Below are 14252 nucleotides of genomic sequence, written 5' to 3' on the forward strand. Positions count from 1 at the left end.
GAACTTGGGCAATGGGGACAGTCCTCTGTCGTTCCAGGCCAATACCCCTCAAAACGGTTCCGACCACGTATACGGCTGTCTACGTCTTTGGGTATACCTATGTCTACCCGTCGAAATTCGACGCTAGCGACAATAACAGCCAAGGCTAAAGAGGCCGCAGAGAGACGAGGTTGCCATGAGCCACAACACCAAGATTGCCATCATCGGTACCGGCTTTTCCGGCCTGGGTATGGGCATCAAACTCAAGGAAGCGGGCTACCACGATTTCGTCATCCTGGAGCAGAGCGATGATATCGGCGGCACCTGGCACGAGAACCACTATCCGGGCTGCGCCTGTGATGTGCAGTCGGCCCTGTATTCGTTTTCGTTTGAGCAGAATCCGAACTGGAGTCGGCGCTTTGCCCAGCAGCCGGAGATCAAAGCTTACCTGCGCCACTGTGCAGAGAAGTACGGTCTGACGAAGCACATTCGCCTGAATACCCATGTGGCCGGCGCCCGATACGATGAAGCGCGCGCCAGTTGGACCGTGGAAACCTGTGATAGCCCCCAACTCTGGGCTTACATGCAGGATAGGGGGCTGAAACCCGGGGACGGGCTGAATCGCAGCGACAAGGCGTTGCCCGCGTTACAGAGCTTCAGGGCGGATATCGTGGTTTCCGGCATGGGAGGTCTGAGTACACCTGCCTATCCCGATATCAAGGGGCTGGCGTCCTTCACCGGCAAGAGCTTTCACTCCCAGGGCTGGGACCACAGCTACGATCTGCGTGGCAAACGGGTAGCGGTGATTGGCACAGGTGCCTCCGCCATCCAGTTTGTTCCGGAAGTGGCCAAAGAAGCTGCGCAGCTGGATCTGTACCAGCGCACGCCGCCTTGGATCATGCCTAAACCGGATCGGACCATCCGGTCTCTGGAAAAGCAGCTGTACCGCCGCTTCCCCGAGACCCTGAATGCCTACCGCCAGAGTCTGTATTGGATGTTGGAAGGTCGAGTACTGGGCTTTGTCGGCAACCCGCGTATCCTGAAACTGGGCGAGCTACAGGCCCGGCGCCACATCCGCAGCCAGATCAAGGACAAGGCGCTGCGTAAGAAAGTCACCCCGGACTTTCACTTCGGCTGCAAACGCGTGCTCATCTCGAATAACTATTACCCGGCGCTGGTCCAGGACAACGTTTCGGTCCTGACCGATGGCATTCGCGAAGTACGCGGCCATGTGATTGTGGATAACCAGGGCAGGGAGCGGGAGGTGGACTGCCTCATCTACGGCACCGGCTTTAAGGCCCAGGATCCGATTCCGGCCGGCATGGTTCGGGGTCGAGGCGGCCAGGATCTGCTGGACGCCTGGAAGGACGGCGCGGAAGCCTATAAGGGCAGCGCTATCGCCGGTTTCCCCAATTTTTTCATGCTGATGGGGCCGAACACGGGTCTGGGCCACAGCTCCATGGTGTACATGATCGAAAGCCAGATCCAGTACGTGATGGATGCCCTGAAGAAGATGGATCGGCGCGGTTGGCGCAGTGTGGAAGTGAAACCGGAGGCCCAGAGTCGGTATAACGCCTCGGTGCATGCCAAGCTGGGCGACTCGGTCTGGCACACGGGCTGTAAGAGCTGGTACGTCAATGAAAACGGCAAGAACACCACGCTCTGGCCGGGCTTCACCTGGCAGTTCCGTCAGCAGACCCTGAGGTTTGATTCAGCCCAGTACTGGTGTGAACCGCAAGCCGCGACCGTGGGGGAGGCCGCGGTCGCAGTCTGAGCCAGCGCTAACGCCGCTGATGCCAGGTTGGTCACTTAGGCCATTCAGGCCACAAGGGTCCCGCCGTCCACCGCCAGGCATTGCCCGGTGATGTGGCGACCAGCTTCCGAGGCCATCAGCACCGCCGCGCCCTTGAGGTCTTCATCGCCACCGAAGCGGTTCAGCGGGATGCGTTGCAGCATGCTATCGCCCTGGGCCTCAAGCAGGCCCTGGGACATCTTCGACGGGAAGAAACCGGGGCAAAGGGCGTTAACGTTGATGTTGTAGCGGCCCCATTCCGAGGCCAGGGCGCGGGTGAAATTCACCATGGCACCTTTGCTGGTGTTGTAGGCGATGGTCTGCATGCCTTCCGGGTTGCCGGACAGGCCGGCGATGGAGGCAATGTTGATGATCTTGCCGGTCTTGCGTGGAATCATGCAGCGCTTACCCACGGTCTGGGTCAGGAAAAAACTGGCATTCACGTTCAGGTTCATCACCTTCATCCAGCCTTCGGCCGGGTAGTCCTCGGCCGGTGCGCCCCAGGTAGCGCCGGCGTTGTTGACCAGGATGTCGATGTCACCCAACTGGTCGACTACCTGATCGACCACCCCAGGGATGCCCTCCAGATTGCCCAGATCGGCGGCGATGGTGACCACCTTCACGCCCAGGCCTTCCAGGTGCTCCCTGGCGGCATCGAGTTCGTGCTGCTTGCGGGCACTGATGGCGACGCTGGCGCCCAGTTCGCCCAGGGCTTCGGCCATCTGCAGGCCCAGGCCGCGGGAGCCTCCGGTAATAAAGGCGACCTTGCCGGTCAGGTCCAGTAGCTGTTTTACGCTCATCTTCAGTTCCTTTTCTATCCGTTAAACGATGCTGCCGGAATCAGGCGCTGGCGGCCAGCAGGCCGTCGCTGACCTGGGCCAGATGGTGGTCGGCGTCGCCGAACAGCAGGTTGATCAGGGTCAGGCGCTTGAACAGGTGCGCGGCAAACATCTCGTCGGTCACGCCCATACCGCCGTGCAGCTGCACGCCTTCCTGCCCTACATAGCGAGCGGCCTGGCCGACCAGGGTCTTGGCCATGGACAGGGCTTCGCGGCGTTGCGCGCGCTGGTCCGAGTCGGCTTCGGTGGCGGCCAGGATGGCCATGGATCTGGCCTGTTCGGTCTGGATAAACATATCCGCCATGCGGTGCTGTAGCACCTGGAATTTGCCGATGGCCACGCCGAACTGCTTGCGGGTCTTGATGTAGTCCAGGGTGGTGGCGTTCATGGCTTCCATGGCCCCAACGGCTTCGGCGCACAGGGCGGCAATGCCCAGGTCCACGGCTTTCTCGATGGCCGGGAAGGCGTTATCGAGACGGCCAACCAGCTGGCTGGCGGCAACCGCGACGTTGCTGAACTGGATCTCGGCCGTGCGCTGGCCGTCGTGGGTGGCGAAGTCGTTGATGGTTACGCCTACGGCTGCGGTATCGACCAGGAACAGGGATAGACCTTGCTCGTCGCCACTGGCACCGCTGGTGCGAGCAGAGACAATCAGCTGCTGGGCCTGACCACCGCTGAGGACCGCGGTTTTGGCGCCGCTGATTCGGTATTGGTCGCCGTCCGCCTCGGCCTTGGTGTTGACCTGGCTCAGGTTATAGCGGGCACCGGGTTCGCTGTGGGCGAATGCCAGCAGCCGTTCACCACTGGCGATGGCGGGCAGAATCTCGGCTTTCTGGGCCTCGCTGCCCTGGTCGCGGATCAGGCCGCCGGCCAGCACCACGGTGGCCAGGTAGGGCTCGACCACCAGGCCGCGGCCGAAGTTTTCCATCACCACCATGGTGTCCACGGCGTTGCCGCCGAGGCCGTCGTAGTCCTCGGGAAAGGTAAACCCGAGCAGCCCCATTTCGGCCAGCGCGGCCCAGGTGGCGGGATCGGTGCCTTTGCCCGATGCGATCACTTCAGCGCGTCGTTCGAACCCCAGTTCGTTGCTGACAAAGCGGCGCAGGGAATCGTTCAGCATTTGCTGTTCTTCGGTCAGGTCAAAATTCATAACGTTTCTCTCCAAGCTGCCGTATGGGTCACAGCCCCAGCACGAGCTGGGCGATGATGTTGCGCTGGATCTCGTTGGAGCCGCCAAAGATCGAGAGTTTGCGCATGTTGAAGTAGTCGCCGGCGGGGGGGGTGGCGTCACCGGAGCCGACCCGGGGCCCGGTGTAGTCCAGCTCCAGGGCATCCGGAATATGGGCGATGGCATCCTGTCCGGTGGCTTCCATCAGCATTTCGAACAGGCGCTGGCCAATCTCGGAGCCGCGGATTTTCAGGATCGAGGCCTGTGGTCCCGGCCCGCGTTTGTCGGTCAGCACCCGCAGCACGGTCAGTTCCAGGGCCCGGAGTTCGGTATCCAGCTGGGCCAGGCGGTCGCGGAAGCGGGTGTTTTCGATCAATGGCCGCTGGCCGTCCTGTTCTTCCCGGGCCACTTGTTTCAGGCGCTTCATCAGCGCTTTCCACTGGCCGACGTTGGCCAGGCCGGTGCGCTCGTGCCCGAGCAGGAACTTGGCGTAGGTCCAGCCCTGGTTTTCCTCGCCGATCAGGTTTTCAGCCGGCACTTTGACGTTGTCGAAGTAGACTTCGTTAATCTCGTGCTCACCATCGAGCATGATGATCGGGCGCACTTCGATACCGGGGTTGTTCATGTCGATCAGCAGGAAGGAGATGCCCTGTTGCGGCTTGCCCTCGGTGCTGGTGCGTACCAGGCAGAAAATCCAGTCGGCGTGTTGGCCCAGGGTGGTCCAGGTTTTCTGGCCGTTGACCACGTAATGGTCGCCTTCGAGCTTGGCGCTGGTTCGCAGTGAGGCCAGGTCTGAGCCGGAACCCGGCTCGGAATAGCCCTGGCACCACCAGTCTTCACCACTGAGAATGCCGGGCAGGAAGCGTTCTTTTTGCTCGTCGTTGCCAAAGGTCATGATGACTGGAGCGACCATGCGCAGGCCAAAGTCGAGCTGGCGGGGTGCGCCGGCAAGGGCACATTCTTCTTCGAAGATCAGCTGTTCGATCGGGCTCCAGCCCGGGCCGCCGAATTCTTCCGGCCAGGTGGACGCACCCCAGCCTTTGTCGAACAGGATTTTCTGCCAGCGCTCGGTCATGGCCTTGTCGGGGCGCAGGCTTTTCTGAACCCGCTCGCGGATGTCGTCGGGTAGGTTGTCTTCGAGAAACTGGCGAACATCGGCGCGGAAGGCCTCTTGTTCGGGGGTGTAATTCAGATCCATGTTGCACCTTTCGTCTGGTGTTCAACCTTTTGGGAGGCGTCGGACGGTCACTGCCTTTCAAAACACGCTATAAACACGTCCGTGTGCGCTTGGGCTCCGCCATCCATGGCTCCGCACAGTTTTGAAAGGCAGTGACCGTCCGACGCTTCGACTGTTTTCGTGCCTGCCATTGCACACAACTTTGGGCGGCTGGCAGGTAGGGGTGTCCAAAACCGTGCGGAGCCATGGATGGCGGAGCTCGAGCGTCACATGGACGTGCCGAAGGAGCGAGTTTTGGACACCCCTACCTGACAGGCGCTCGCACCGTACGATTTAGGCTAACAATCAGGCCACCTCAAACAGGCCAGCAGCACCCATACCAGTGCCCACGCACATGGTTACGACAACGTATTTCACACCGCGACGCTTGCCTTCGATCAGGGCGTGGCCAACAAGGCGCGAACCGGTGGTGCCGTAGGGGTGGCCAACCGCAATGGCACCGCCGTTAACGTTCAGGCGGTCCATCGGGATGCCGAGCTTGCGCTGGCAGTAGAGCACCTGCACGGCGAAGGCTTCGTTCAGCTCCCACAGGCCGATGTCGTCGACGGTCAGGCCGGCGCGCTTCAGTAGCTTGGGCACCGCGAACACCGGGCCTATGCCCATTTCGTCCGGCTCACAGCCGGCCACGGCAAAGCCGCGGAAGATGCCCAATGGGGTGGCGCCGCGTTGCTCGGCCACTTTGCTGTCCATCAGCACGCAGGCCGAGGCGCCGTCGGAGAACTGGCTGGCGTTGCCGGCGGTAACTACGCCGCCTTCCATGGCCGAGCGAATCTTGCTCACGCCATCCAGGTTGGTGCCCGGGCGGATGCCTTCGTCCTGGCTGATAGTGACTTCTTGGCTGCTGAGTTGGCCGCTGGCCTTGTCGGCAACGCCCATGGTGGTGGTGATGGGTACGATTTCGTCGTCGAACTTGCCGTCCTGGCGAGCCTGATCGGCCAGGTTCTGACTGCGTACGCCGTACTCGTCCATGTCTTCTTTCTTGATACCGTAACGCTTGGCCACCGTCTCAGCGGTGTCCAGCATGGACCAGTACAGCTCTGGCTTGTGCTTCGCCAGCCAGGGTTCCATGAAGTAGTTCTGGTTCACGTTGGCCTGAACGGTGGAGATGGATTCCACGCCGCCAGCGACCATGACTGGGACTTTATCCACCGCAATGTGGTGCGCGGCCATGGCGATGGCCTGAAGGCCAGATGAACAGAAGCGGTTGATGGTGGCGCCGCCAACGGTCACGGGGAGACCGGCACGGATTGCGCCCATGCGGGCGACATCGTTACCGGTGGAGCCTTCGGGCAGGGCACAGCCCATCAGCACGTCTTCGATTTCGTTCGGGTCGACCTTGGAACGCTCAACCGCGTGCTGGATGGCGTGGCCAGCCAAAGTTGCACCGTGGGTCATGTTCAGGCCGCCGCGCCAGGATTTGGCCAGGGGCGTACGGGCGGTGGATACGATGACAACATCATTGGACATAATAATTCTCCTCAGCTCGGAGCGGCGGCCTTTCGATAAGGGATGCGCCGCCCCGGATCAATTCGTGGACCGGTTACTTGGCGTCAAAACCCTTGCCTTCCTCGGCGCGCTTGGCCAGCAGGGCCGCCGGCTCCCAGAAACCAGGCTGGGTGTGACGGTCTTCGGTGAAGGCCTGCATGGCGCGAACCACGTTCGGCAGTCCCACTTCCTCGGCGTAGTGCATGGGGCCGCCGCGGAAGACCGGGAAGCCGTAACCGGTCAGGTAGACCATGTCGATGTCGGAGGCGCGTTGGGCGATGCCTTCGTCCAGGATCTGGGCGCCTTCGTTGACCAGGGCGTAGACGCAGCGCTCGACGATTTCCTGATTGCTGATCTTGCGCGGGGTAATGCCCAGTTCGGCGCGAACTTCGTCCACCACCTTGTCCACTTCCGGATCGGGCAGGGCGTTGCGGTTGCCCGGTTCGTAACGGTAGAAGCCAGCACCGGTCTTCTGGCCGTAGCGGCCCATTTCACACAGGCGGTCGGCCACGACCATCTTCGCCATGTCCGGGTTTTCCTCATACTGGCGCTTACGGATGGCCCAGCCGATGTCGCCGCCGGCCAGGTCAGCCATTCGCAGCGGGCCCATGGCAAAGCCGAATTTCTCGATGGCCTTGTCGATTTGCTGCACGCTGGCGCCTTCCTCCAGCATCAACAGGGCTTCACGCTGGTACTGGTTGATCATGCGGTTGCCGATGAAACCGTCGCACACGCCGGAGACCACGGCGGTTTTCTTGATGGTCTTTGCCAGTTTCATGGCGGTGGCCAGAACGTCCTTGGCGGTTTTCTCGCCACGCACCACTTCCAGCAGCTTCATGATGTTGGCCGGGCTAAAGAAGTGCAGGCCGATGACGTCTTCCGGGCGTTTGGTGAAGCCGGCGATCTTGTCGAGATCCAGAGTGGAGGTGTTGGAGGCCAGAATGGCGCCTTGCTTGCAGACCTCGTCCAGCTTCTCGAACACGGACTGTTTCACGCCCATTTCCTCGAATACCGCTTCGATCACCAGGTCCACGTTGCTCAGGTCGTCATAGGTCAGCGATGGGGTCAGCAGCGACATCTTGGCCTTAGCGTCGTCTTCGCTCATGCGGCCTTTCTTGACCCGGCCTTCGTAGACTTTCTGAATCGCGGCCACGCCCCGATCCAGGCCTTCCTGTTTCATCTCCACCAGGGTGACCGGGATACCGGCGTTCAGGAAGTTGATGCTGATGCCGGTGCCCATGGTGCCGCCACCGATGACACCCACTGATTTGATGTCACGGATCGGGGTGTCTGATGGCACGTCGGCGATCTTGCTGGTCAGGCGCTCGGAGAAGAACGCGTGACGCAGGGCACGGGATTCCGGCGTCTGCATCAGGTTCAGGAAGGCTTCGCGCTCAACTTGCATGCCCTTGTCGAAGGGCATGGTGATCGCGGCTTTAACCGCATCAACGCACTTCAGCGGAGCCGGGTAGTTCTTGGCCATGGCACCCACGGTGTTGCGGGTGAACATGAAGAAGCCTTCCGGGTTGGGATGCTTGGCTTTCAGATCGCGCACTTTTTTCAGTGGCAGGTTTTCGCTCACCACCTTGGTGGCGTAGGCGACCGCGGCGTCGAACAGTTCGCTGTCGACGATCTCGTCAAACAGCGGGCTGCCTTTGAATTGTTTGGCCGGAACCACACTGCCGGAGACGATCATATTCACGGCGTGCTCGGCGCCGATCAGGCGCGGCAGGCGTTGGGTGCCACCGGCGCCCGGCAACAGGCCGAGCTTCACTTCCGGCAGGGCAATCTGGGCGTCCGGCTTGGCAATGCGGTAGTGACAACCCAGCGTCAGTTCCAGACCACCGCCCATGCAGGCGCCGCTGATGGCGGCGATGACCGGCTTGCGGCTGCTTTCCACATAATTGATGACGGTGTTGAGGTTGGGCTCTGCCGTGGCCTTGTCGGAGCCAAACTCACTGATGTCGGCACCACCGGAGAAGGCGCGGTCGGAACCGATCAACACTACAGCTTTCACGGCGTCGTCGGATTCCGCCTGACGGATGCCGTTCACAATGCCTTGGCGCAGTGCCAGGCCCAGACCGTTTACCGGCGGATTATCGAGTCGGATTACGGCGACATTGCCGTGCACATCATAATGGGCGGTACTCATGTGGCAGCTCCCTGGTACAGACATCGTTGTGATTAAAGGCGATCGAACGTAACTGACGGTGATCGGTGGTGTAGGAAGTGATGTCTTGAAAACTCCATACACTGGTGTATTGTTTTTCCGTACACTAATGTATGTTTTAACATTGGTCAACGGTTTCAGAGCTGACGCTTCCGTTGATGTAGAATGCAGGCGCAGCCCCAATCCGACCGACAGAGCAGGATCCGATTCCGCAATGAGTGAAGCCAGTACCCCCAAACGCCGCAGCCGAAGCGCGTCGGAAAAAAAACAGCTGACTCGCGACAATTGGCTCGACGCGGCGGCCGGAGAAATTGCCGCCGGCGGTTTTGGTCAGCTGCGGGTGCTGACCCTTGCCAAGAAGCTCGGGGTTACCCGGGGCAGCTTCTACTGGCATTTCCGTGACCATGAAGATCTGGTGGTCAGTTTTCTGGACCGTTGGCGCGACCGTCGGTTGCATGAGCTGCAATACTGGGAGCCTAAAGGCGGTGATGTTGAAACCGAGCTCCGGCAGATTCTGGAGCTGTTGCTTACCGATGCTTCTCGAAACATTCGTCGTCTGCAGGTGGAGCTTGCGGTACGGGACTTTGCCCGCCGCAACGAGTATGCCGCCGAGCTGGTAACCCAGGTGGATGCCGCCCGGATCAATCAAAACTGCACTTTGTTCCAACGCCTGAGTAGCGATCCCCAGCACGTCAAGGATCTGTCGCTGCTACTGTACGTCGCTACCATCGGCTCCCAGGTGGTACTGACCGGCAAGAAAGGGGATGAAGCGACCATTCAGCGCATCGAGGACCTGATGGCCCGGGTGGTGTTGGGGCAGCGCGATGAACCCTAAACGAGGGGCGTCGCTGGCGGCACTGATGTTCGCGTTGGCGAGTGGCGTTGCCGTGGCGCAAGAGGCGTGCTCGGCCTCAGCCACCACCGATCTGGAGCGTTTGTATTGCGAAGTGGTGGCCGAGGGCGGCGGTCAGGGGTTGCCCTCCCAAGCGGATTTCCGGCGCAACCAGCCCCAGGTGCAGGCGCTGTTGTTGCGTCGGCCGGCGAAGCGGCTGGGTTTGTCGGTGCCAACGGTGACCGCTGAGCCGGCCCAGTCAAAACCGCCTTCTACGCCCCAGGCTGCGGCTAAGCCACCAAAACCTGAACCTGAGCAGGTGCAAACAGAAACACAGCCCGCGCGGTTCGGTCGTTTGGCGGACTGTGCCCTCAAGGGTGAGCGCATTGTTTGCCCGGACCGTCAGTTTAAGTTGGCGTTGAACCAGCCCAACCGTGCTCTGGCACCGGGAGTGCTGGAGGACCAGAACCGCCTGGGCTTGCGCCCGTTCCAGGGGGGTCGGAGCGATGAACAACAGGTACGGGCTTATCTCTCCAACGCCTACGACCGCTATATCCCGAAGATGCTCGCCATTGGCCTCGGGGCCAACACCATGAGTTTTACCGCCTTTCACAACGCCTTCCACACCCTGGAGGATGGCGGCGTCGATTTCGCCGAGCGCATGGAGCGCACCTATCAGCTCTTGAAAAAGGACAAGCTGAACCTGGCGGTGCAGGCCCGTTATCATGACCGGCTGCCGGAGAAGCTAGCCCTGTGTGAGGCGATCAATTTCGAGATCATCGTGTGTGATAACGTGGCGACTAACTGGGTCTTTGTCAGTCGCAGCCGATGAGGGGCTTTTAACTTTTCGGGTGGCTGTTTTCAGGGCCGGATACGTTCACTTCCTTACGGCAAAAAATACCGAGAGTCTCTAGACTTAGCGCCTTTCATCAACCGTCGGAATGCCCGGAATGCTTGAAACTTTTTTCTCCACCTATATCAGCAGCACGATTCGCTTTTTGTTTCTGCTGGCGCCGTTTTTCGTGGTCACCATGTTTCTTGCCCTTACCCGTGGCCTGCCGGCGACGGAGAAGGCGTCGATCATCCGGCGCGCCTGTATTTCGGCCTTTGTGCTGGGTCTGGTGTTGTTCTTTGCCGGCCCACTGCTGTTCAGCGCCGTCGGCATCACCCTGAACTCGTTCCGGATCGGTGCCGGCAGCCTGCTGTTCCTGACGGCGATCAGCCTGGTCACCAGTGGTACCCGCAACCACGCCACCGGCCTGCCGGAAGAAGACCGCGACGACATCGCGGTGGTGCCGTTAGCGATTCCGGTCATGATCGGCCCGGCCACCATCGGTGCCATCCTGGTTTACGGTGCCGAACTCAAGACCGCGCCGGAAGTGATTGGCGGTTTGCTGGGGCTGGTGTCGAGCCTGTTCATTCTGGGTGTGCTGTTGCGCCTGTCGGGTTATCTGGAAAAAGGCTTGGGGAAAACCGGCCTGAATATCCTGTCCAAGATCAGCGGTCTGATCCTGTCGGCCATGGCGGCAGAAATTGTGCTGACCGGTATTGCCGGTTTCATGGCCTCCACTTAGGATAACCGGGCACTGTCTGCCTCAGGCCCGAGTGAGTTGTATGTCGTTTAACACCATTGAACACAACCGGACACGCCAGAACTTCGACGGCGTGTCGTCCATCTGGCTCTTCGGCTACGGTTCGTTGATCTATAAGGTGGATTTCCCGTTTCTGGAGAAGCGTCCCGCTAGCATCCGTGACTGGGAGCGCCGGTTCTGGCAGGGCTCCCACGATCATCGGGGTACGCCGGGAGCGCCCGGGCGGGTGGTTACCCTGATCGAGAGCCCGGGTGCCCGGTGCAAGGGCATGGCTTACCGGGTCTCGCCCAAGGTATTTGAGCATCTGGATGTGCGCGAGAAGAATGGCTACCTGCGCTTTGCCACCACCATGACCTTTGATGATGGCAGCCATGGTGAGGGCCTGGTGTACATTGCCACCGAAGACAACGACGCCTTTCTGGGCCACGCCCCGGATGCTGACATCGCCCGGCAGATTGCCGGCGCCACTGGCCCCAGCGGCGCTAACTCCGAGTACCTGCTGCGCCTGGCCGACTCCCTGCGCAAACTGGGCGCGGAGTGCCCACACACCTTTGCCATCGAAGACCATCTGCGCTCTGCCACCGAGAATCCTTCCCGATAAGCCCCTGGCGCCGCATTGCCCGCGCCAGGGGTTGTCGTGATTACTGGTTACCTTCAGTTGCCCACTGGACCTTGCCGCCGTTGAAGCCCCGCGGGGGCTCCCGGCGACGGTGCCGCAAGCCGATCAATAGCAGTGGCACCACGATCATTAGGCTGCCGGCCAGGAACCACAGGTCCGGAACCTCACCAAAGCCGACCCAACCAATGCCTATGGCCCAGATCAGGCCGGTGTACTCGGCACTGGTAACCTGGTTGGCGTCCACCTGGCTGTAGGCCAGCAATACCGCAATGTTGTAACCGAGGATGAACAGTGCAGAGCCCATGGCGCTGACCAGGATGCTTGGGTCCCAGGTGGCGCCTTCCCACCAGGCCAAGGCACCGGCCGCCGGCAGGATCAGCAGGTAGTTCAGGAACAGCTTGTGCACAGTGGACTGGGCCTTTGGCAGCTGGCGCACCATGACGGCGTTGATTGCCAGCGCAAATGCGGAGGCCAGGGCGGCGATGACGGCCCAGTTAAAGTCCATTGGGCGCAGGATCACGATAATGCCGGCGAAGCCGCTGAATACTGCGGTTACGCTCAGTGGGGTCAGCCGTTCCCGGAACAGGATCACCGACAGCACCATCACCAGGATAGGCGCGGCGTAGAACACGGCGTTGGCGGTGGCCAGCGGCAGGTTTACCAGGGCAATCACCATGCACATGATGCCTGCCAGGTGAATGTGAGCCCGAAACGCATGGATTTTGAAGCCGGCAAATAGGTGCTTGCGATCAAGCTGACCGGCCAGAGGCAACAGCAATACCAGCGTGATCAGGCAGCGCAGGAAGGCAAACTGGAAGACCGGGGCGCCGGGCTCCAGCAGCTTGATGAAGACATCGGAGATCAACGCCATGGCGTTGCCAAGAACCAGCAAAAGAATGGCACTGTTGACGGTTTTGCCGGACATGTTTTTTCCTCCCTTGTCTTCTGGTTGGGTGCTAAAGCCCGGAGAGGATAGGGCTCCCGAAAACCGCTGCGAGTACATCCATGTACGCTTGCTCTACGCCATCCTTGGCTACGAGCATTTTCGGCAGCCCTATCCTCTCCGCGCTTTCTGAACTGGTGATGGGAGTCTATTTGGGTTTAAATATCCGATAAAATGATGTTTATTCACTACTCATTAGAAAATTAGATAATGAAGCTGCCACCCCTAAAATCATTGCCGGTCTTTGAGGCCGTCGCCCGACTCAACAGCTTTTCGCTGGCTGCCGATGAACTGGCAGTCAGTCAGAGTGCGGTCAGTCATCAGATGAAACAGCTGGAAACCTATCTGGGGGAAAAGCTGTTCTGGCGCAGTGGCCGGACCCTGACGCTGACTGATGAGGGTCGGCAGTATCTGGAAGGCATCAGCTCGGCATTGCTGCAGATCGAGCGGGCCAGTGAGCAATTGCTGGGGCATGAGGAGTCGCGGTTGCGGCTGTCCGTATTCAGCTCCTTTGCGGTGCGCTGGCTGGCGCCACGGCTGCCGGAGTTGCAGCGCATGCATCCTCAGGTAGAGCTGTCGCTGGAAATGAGCAGCGAAAACCCGGTCCTATCTGACCGGGTGGCAGACTGCTTTATCACCATTAAACCGGATTCGCCGGCCTTCAGTTATGAGCTGCTGTACAAGGAGCGGCTGTTCCCGGTGTGCAGTCAGGATTTCTGGCAGAGGATCCGCCGGGAACTGGCTCTGGATGACGTGTTGGGTGATGTGGATTCGGTGTCGTTAACGCCGCAACAGGTGGCGATGTTTCCGTTGCTGTCTACTCACAGTATTTATGATAAGCAGGGCGGTGATTGGGAAGCCTGGTATCAGGAAGCGGGACTGACGTTGCCTGCGTCCAGTCGTTTGCTGCATTCAAGTCATATGCTGCTGTCGCTGGAGGCAGCCCGGTTCCATCAGGGTATCGCCCTGACCAACGATTACATGCTGAGTACGCGAAAGGATTCCGAGGATTTTGTCCGTCTGCCCTGCCATCCGGTGATGACCGGCGACGAGTTTTTCTTTGCCTGGAAGACCAGCCGGCGCAGCGAGCGCGGTTTGCAGTTGTTGCGCCGATGGTTGGTGGATGAGGCAATCCGGGGTGGCTTGCGGGGCGAGTAAGGGCATTCAATCCGGCACCTATGGTCATGAACCAGTGTTAACACCGATGAATTCAATACCGTGTTAGCTTACTGGAATCGCAATAGGCAAGGAGTTTTAGACCGTGAAGACCGTACTGATATTCGCACTGCTAGGGGTATTGCTCGCAGCGGGGCCGGTCATGGCCAAGTCGCCTCACGATGGCCAGTTGCCGCCGGGGCTGCAGAAAAAGGTTGAGCGAGGCGAGCCATTGCCTCCGGGTTGGCAAAAAAAACTGAATTACCGGAAAGGTGATTACTTTGATCGGGATTTGCTGCGCTACGGTGACATCCGTGACCTCGGCGGCCATCGTCAGCGTGTGGAAATAGAGGACCGGGTCTACACAATCATCAAAGACACCCGGGAAATCATCGATATTCTTAACCAGTAAGTTTGGCAGTGACCGGGCCAAGCAGGCTG

At 60.2% G+C, this 14252-nt stretch carries 13 protein-coding genes; 7 read left to right on the forward strand and 6 right to left on the reverse strand.

Annotated elements, in window-relative coordinates; all coding sequences use genetic code 11:
* Nucleotides 1-175 precede the first annotated feature (175 nt).
* Nucleotides 176-1753, forward strand: a complete 1578-nt coding sequence (locus tag FCS96_RS00575; RefSeq protein ID WP_138438311.1) for a flavin-containing monooxygenase — start codon at nt 176-178, stop codon at nt 1751-1753.
* A gap of 44 nt (nt 1754-1797) precedes the next feature.
* On the opposite strand, the gene FCS96_RS00580 is transcribed toward FCS96_RS00575, so the two are convergent.
* The 5 genes from FCS96_RS00580 to FCS96_RS00600 all read right to left on the reverse strand — a co-directional run bounded on the left by FCS96_RS00580 (nt 1798) and on the right by FCS96_RS00600 (nt 8652).
* Nucleotides 1798-2571, reverse strand: coding sequence for an SDR family oxidoreductase (locus FCS96_RS00580; RefSeq protein WP_138438312.1), 774 nt, complete (start codon nt 2569-2571; stop codon nt 1798-1800).
* A gap of 40 nt (nt 2572-2611) precedes the next feature.
* Nucleotides 2612-3760 (reverse strand): acyl-CoA dehydrogenase family protein, encoded by a 1149-nt coding sequence (locus FCS96_RS00585; protein ID WP_138438313.1) that lies wholly within the window; start codon nt 3758-3760, stop codon nt 2612-2614.
* Between the two features lie 28 nt (nt 3761-3788).
* On the reverse strand, nt 3789-4976 hold the full coding sequence (locus FCS96_RS00590; protein ID WP_138438314.1) for an acyl-CoA dehydrogenase family protein: 1188 nt from the start codon (nt 4974-4976) through the stop codon (nt 3789-3791).
* 324 nt (nt 4977-5300) lie between these two features.
* A complete protein-coding gene (locus tag FCS96_RS00595) occupies nt 5301-6482 on the reverse strand; it encodes an acetyl-CoA C-acyltransferase (RefSeq protein WP_138438315.1) in 1182 nt (393 codons plus the stop codon).
* A 73-nt stretch (nt 6483-6555) separates the two neighbouring features.
* Complete coding sequence (locus tag FCS96_RS00600) at nt 6556-8652, reverse strand: 3-hydroxyacyl-CoA dehydrogenase NAD-binding domain-containing protein (RefSeq protein WP_138438316.1); 2097 nt, start codon at nt 8650-8652, stop codon at nt 6556-6558.
* A gap of 232 nt (nt 8653-8884) precedes the next feature.
* On the opposite strand from FCS96_RS00600, the gene FCS96_RS00605 reads away from it, so the two are divergent.
* The 4 genes from FCS96_RS00605 (at nt 8885) to FCS96_RS00620 (ending at nt 11695) form a co-directional block, all read left to right on the forward strand.
* Complete coding sequence (locus FCS96_RS00605) at nt 8885-9505, forward strand: TetR/AcrR family transcriptional regulator (protein WP_138438317.1); 621 nt, start codon at nt 8885-8887, stop codon at nt 9503-9505.
* Nucleotides 9495-10334 carry a hypothetical protein gene (locus tag FCS96_RS00610; RefSeq protein ID WP_228263991.1) on the forward strand — a complete coding sequence of 280 codons (840 nt, stop codon included), beginning with the start codon at nt 9495-9497 and terminating at the stop codon, nt 10332-10334. Before FCS96_RS00605 ends, FCS96_RS00610 begins: the two co-directional genes overlap by 11 nt.
* Before the next feature lie 118 nt (nt 10335-10452).
* Nucleotides 10453-11076, forward strand: coding sequence for a MarC family protein (locus tag FCS96_RS00615; RefSeq protein WP_138438318.1), 624 nt, complete (start codon nt 10453-10455; stop codon nt 11074-11076).
* A 40-nt stretch (nt 11077-11116) separates the two neighbouring features.
* Nucleotides 11117-11695, forward strand: coding sequence for a gamma-glutamylcyclotransferase (locus FCS96_RS00620; protein WP_138438319.1), 579 nt, complete (start codon nt 11117-11119; stop codon nt 11693-11695).
* A 40-nt stretch (nt 11696-11735) separates the two neighbouring features.
* Here FCS96_RS00620 and FCS96_RS00625 read toward each other — a convergent pair whose 3' ends face one another.
* Nucleotides 11736-12638 carry a DMT family transporter gene (locus tag FCS96_RS00625; protein WP_138438320.1) on the reverse strand — a complete coding sequence of 301 codons (903 nt, stop codon included), beginning with the start codon at nt 12636-12638 and terminating at the stop codon, nt 11736-11738.
* 228 nt (nt 12639-12866) lie between these two features.
* Here FCS96_RS00625 and FCS96_RS00630 point away from each other — a divergent pair, with 228 nt between their 5' ends.
* Entirely contained in the window at nt 12867-13814 is a 948-nt protein-coding gene (locus FCS96_RS00630) for a LysR substrate-binding domain-containing protein (protein ID WP_138438321.1), read from the forward strand.
* Nucleotides 13815-13917: 103 nt separating this feature from the next.
* A complete protein-coding gene (locus FCS96_RS00635) occupies nt 13918-14223 on the forward strand; it encodes a hypothetical protein (RefSeq protein WP_138438322.1) in 306 nt (101 codons plus the stop codon).
* Nucleotides 14224-14252: the final 29 nt, after the last annotated feature.

The sequence above is a fragment of the Marinobacter alexandrii genome, from assembly GCF_005871205.1.
Taxonomy (GTDB): domain Bacteria; phylum Pseudomonadota; class Gammaproteobacteria; order Pseudomonadales; family Oleiphilaceae; genus Marinobacter; species Marinobacter alexandrii.

Excerpts from the sequence above, each read along its gene's own strand:
- FCS96_RS00575 (WP_138438311.1), top strand. The coding sequence starts at position 176 with ATGAGCCACAACACCAAGATTGCCATCATCGGTACCGGCTTTTCCGGC.
- FCS96_RS00580 (WP_138438312.1), bottom strand. The coding sequence starts at position 2,571 with ATGAGCGTAAAACAGCTACTGGACCTGACCGGCAAGGTCGCCTTTATT.
- FCS96_RS00585 (WP_138438313.1), bottom strand. The coding sequence starts at position 3,760 with ATGAATTTTGACCTGACCGAAGAACAGCAAATGCTGAACGATTCCCTG.
- FCS96_RS00590 (WP_138438314.1), bottom strand. The coding sequence starts at position 4,976 with ATGGATCTGAATTACACCCCCGAACAAGAGGCCTTCCGCGCCGATGTT.
- FCS96_RS00595 (WP_138438315.1), bottom strand. The coding sequence starts at position 6,482 with ATGTCCAATGATGTTGTCATCGTATCCACCGCCCGTACGCCCCTGGCC.
- FCS96_RS00600 (WP_138438316.1), bottom strand. The coding sequence starts at position 8,652 with ATGAGTACCGCCCATTATGATGTGCACGGCAATGTCGCCGTAATCCGA.
- FCS96_RS00605 (WP_138438317.1), top strand. The coding sequence starts at position 8,885 with ATGAGTGAAGCCAGTACCCCCAAACGCCGCAGCCGAAGCGCGTCGGAA.
- FCS96_RS00610 (WP_228263991.1), top strand. The coding sequence starts at position 9,495 with ATGAACCCTAAACGAGGGGCGTCGCTGGCGGCACTGATGTTCGCGTTG.
- FCS96_RS00615 (WP_138438318.1), top strand. The coding sequence starts at position 10,453 with ATGCTTGAAACTTTTTTCTCCACCTATATCAGCAGCACGATTCGCTTT.
- FCS96_RS00620 (WP_138438319.1), top strand. The coding sequence starts at position 11,117 with ATGTCGTTTAACACCATTGAACACAACCGGACACGCCAGAACTTCGAC.
- FCS96_RS00625 (WP_138438320.1), bottom strand. The coding sequence starts at position 12,638 with ATGTCCGGCAAAACCGTCAACAGTGCCATTCTTTTGCTGGTTCTTGGC.
- FCS96_RS00630 (WP_138438321.1), top strand. The coding sequence starts at position 12,867 with ATGAAGCTGCCACCCCTAAAATCATTGCCGGTCTTTGAGGCCGTCGCC.